The organism is uncultured Boseongicola sp. (assembly GCF_937988555.1).
GTDB lineage: Bacteria > Pseudomonadota > Alphaproteobacteria > Rhodobacterales > Rhodobacteraceae > Boseongicola.
On sequence record NZ_CALJXO010000046.1, the window covers coordinates 1 to 3,207 of the forward strand.

Genomic DNA, 3,207 nt, shown 5'->3' on the forward strand with positions numbered 1-3,207 from the left:
CCCCACAATCGCGATCAGCACGATACGGAATGTCCATTTGATATAGGCCATGCGGGCTCTCCTTGTTTGAAGATCAGATAGGGGTTTGGAGTGGTGGCTCGCAAGGGCTTTCCCTGATGGACGAGATAAGACAGTCTTGCAACATGGGTTGAACTGCGCCGGGAACGTGCAAAGTGATGGGGCAAAGGACTGTATGAAACGTGCGAGGGTGCCGGCATTGCTGACGGTTCTTACGGGTGAGTTTGACACGCAGCCTGCGGCGTTTGCCTATCTGTTGCAGGAGGCGGGCCGATACGGGTTGACGTTTGATCTGGCCGATGTGGATGTCATTCAGTCGGCGCGGACCGTGCGATTGGCGCATTATTTCCGCCCGGCGATTGTCGCGCGGATCGAGGCCTTGATGGGTGTAGCGGACACGGTGATTGTGGTGCGCCCGTCGGCGTTGACCACGCGGCGTGATTTTCCGGGGTCGGGGTCGGATTTGCGGCTTTTGGGGCGGTTTGCAGGGCAAATCATCGAGGCAGAACAGGACCTGACATGGCCATAGCGGGCGCGCGGAATTTGATCACGGATGTGCCGGGACTGCGCGTCGGACAAGCGGCGGATGCGGCGTTGAAGTCAGGTGTCACCGTTTTGATCGGCGACGCGCCGATGGTCGCAGGCGTGCATGTGATGGGCGGTGCACCCGGCACGCGGGAGACGGATTTATTGCGCCCTGATGCATTGGCCGAGGCGGTGGACGCGTTGGTGTTGTCGGGCGGGTCGGCTTTTGGATTGGATGCGGCGTCAGGCGTTGTGGACGGTTTGCGCGGCGATGGACGCGGGTTCGAGGCGGCGGGACATTTGGTGCCGATCGTGCCGGGGGCGATCCTGTTTGATCTGGCCAATGGCGGCGACAAGGATTGGGCGGCGAACCCTTACGCGAGGCTTGGTCGGGTGGCGTATGACGCGCGCTGCCTGGACGTGGCGCTCGGGACGGCGGGTGCCGGAACAGGCGCAACGGTGGCCGGTCTAAAGGGCGGGATCGGATCGGCATCGGCTGTTTTGGCGTCGGGTGTGACCGTTGGGGCTTTGGTGGCGGTGAATGCGCTGGGGCAGGTTACAGTTGGTGACGGGCCTCGGTTTTGGGCCGCACCTTTTGAAGAGGGCGACGAATTTGGCGGGCTTGGGGTTGAGATTGCGCCTGGCGGTGGCCCTCGAACCAAGCTTGATAGTGCGGGCAATACGACGATCGCGATCGTGGCGACGGATGCGATTTTGACCAAGGCAAGTGCGACCAGAATGGCGGTGGGGGCGCATGACGGGATGGCGCGGGCCATTGTGCCGTCGCATACACCGAGGGACGGCGATCTGGTGTTTGCGGCGTCGACCGGGCAGCGCGCGCTTACGCCTGAAGACCAGCTTTTGCTTGGTCACGTTGCGGCGACATGTCTTGCGCGTGCGGTTGCACGGGCGGTCTACAATGCGACGCCTGCGGCGGACGATCCCTTCCCGACGTGGCGCGAAAAGTTTGCTTAGGCAGCTTAGTCCCTGAGAATTGAACGCACCAGTGGGCTGTCGGGGCGTTCAAGATCGTCCAGAATATCGAAGTGATGGCGACCGGGGGCGATGCGCATGTCACGGTGCCAGGCTTCGCTGAGCCATCGTGCCTGATCCAGAAACACAGGGCGTTCCTCGGCGCCGACCCAGGTGGTGACGGGAACGGGCAGGGGGGTGTGGTCGACCGGGCTTTCGGCGATGGCTTCGGCTTCGTTCAGCTTCAGCGACTGGTTCATCGTTGTTTCCAGAAGCGGGCGCAGATCGGAGAGGGGCGAGATCGGGACCACGCGGGCGATACGATTGCGCACTTCTGTCTGCATCGCGACATCGCGGCAGAGCATGCGGGCCACAAGATGGCCCCCTGCGGAGTGCCCGGTGAGATAGATCGGGCCTTTGACATAGGACGCAGCCTTTTCCACCGCGCGGGCGATCGAGCGGGTGATCTGGGTGATGCGCGCCTCAGGCGCCAGCGGATAGGAGGGCATGGCGACAGCGAAGCCGCGCGCTGTGCAGCCCCGCGCGAAGTGCGACCAGTAGGATCGGTCGAATTTGTGCCAGTAGCCGCCGTGGACGAAAACCACGAGACCTTCGGCACGTCCTGCCGGGTGGAACAGGTCGAGTTTCTCGCGCTCATGCGCACCGTAGGCTGCGTTGAGGCGCGCGCGACCGATGGCGGCTTCGGTCTCGCGAAACTCGCGCGCGGCGTCGACCCAAGTGTCGATGTAGTCGGCGGCGTTCGGTATGAAATCCGCATTTGCATAGGCGATATCGTTTTTCATCTCGTCCTCGGGAGCGGGGTCGGGGTATAGAGCGTTTGAAAGCACGCGACGCTCACAAGCGCCAGACCCGGGAGAGATGATATGTTGGATACAACGACCGACCTTAAGAGCCTTTTGAAGGATCCGGCTCTGCTTGAAACCCGCGCTTATCTGGCCGGCGAGTGGGTCGACGGCGCTGGCCGGCGCACGTTTGATGTGACGAACCCGGCGCGTGGCGATGTGATTGCCTCCGTGGCGGATGTGGATCGTGGACAAGTCGCAACGGCGATTGCGGCTGCAAAGATAGCGCAACGGGACTGGGCGGCGCGGACAGCGAAAGAGCGCGCAAACACGATGCGCCGCTGGTTTGATCTGATGGTCGCGCACGCCGACGACTTGGCGACCATCCTGACGGCCGAGCAGGGTAAGCCGCTGGCCGAAGCCAAGGGCGAGATCATTTATGGCGCGTCGTTTATTGAATGGTTCGCGGAAGAGGCGAAGCGCGTCTATGGCGAGACCGTTCCGGGCCACCAGCCTGACAAGCGCATCACAGTTTTGCGCCAACCAATTGGCGTTTGCGCGGCGATTACGCCTTGGAATTTCCCGAACGCGATGATCACGCGCAAAGTTGGCCCCGCTTTGGCGGCTGGTTGTTCGATTTTGGTACGCCCGGCGACGCTGACGCCTTTGTCCGCCTTAGCTTTGGGCGTGTTGGCAGATCGTGCAGGATTGCCGAAGGGCGTTTTGTCGATCGTTCCCGCGTCCGATGCATCCGGCATCGGCAAAGAGTTTTGCGAGAACCCGACCGTCGCCAAACTGTCGTTTACCGGATCGACCGAAGTGGGCCGCATCCTGCTGAAACAGGCCGCCGATCAGGTGATGAAGTGTTCGATGGAGCTTGGTGGCAACG

4 protein-coding genes are annotated in these 3,207 nt (G+C 62.2%); 3 read left to right on the top strand and 1 reads right to left on the bottom strand.

All coding sequences use genetic code 11. The annotated features are described in order from the left end of the window. Positions 1-193: 193 nt before the first annotated feature. Both Q1B15_RS03035 and Q1B15_RS03040 read left to right on the top strand, forming a co-directional pair. A complete protein-coding gene (locus tag Q1B15_RS03035) occupies positions 194-547 on the top strand; it encodes a hypothetical protein (RefSeq protein ID WP_299749971.1) in 354 nt (117 codons plus the stop codon). Further along, entirely contained in the window at positions 538-1,518 is a 981-nt protein-coding gene (locus tag Q1B15_RS03040; RefSeq protein ID WP_299749974.1) for a P1 family peptidase, read from the top strand. The genes Q1B15_RS03035 and Q1B15_RS03040 overlap by 10 nt, the downstream gene beginning before the upstream one ends. Positions 1,519-1,523: 5 nt before the next feature. Here the strand turns inward: Q1B15_RS03040 and Q1B15_RS03045 are convergent, their stop codons facing one another. Further along, positions 1,524-2,318, bottom strand: a complete 795-nt coding sequence (locus tag Q1B15_RS03045) for an alpha/beta hydrolase (RefSeq protein ID WP_299749977.1) — start codon at positions 2,316-2,318, stop codon at positions 1,524-1,526. Between the two features lie 81 nt (positions 2,319-2,399). Between Q1B15_RS03045 and Q1B15_RS03050 the strand changes: the two genes are divergently transcribed. Beyond that, the coding region (locus tag Q1B15_RS03050; RefSeq protein ID WP_299749980.1) for an aldehyde dehydrogenase family protein at positions 2,400-3,207 on the top strand (808 nt) is incomplete at its 3' end.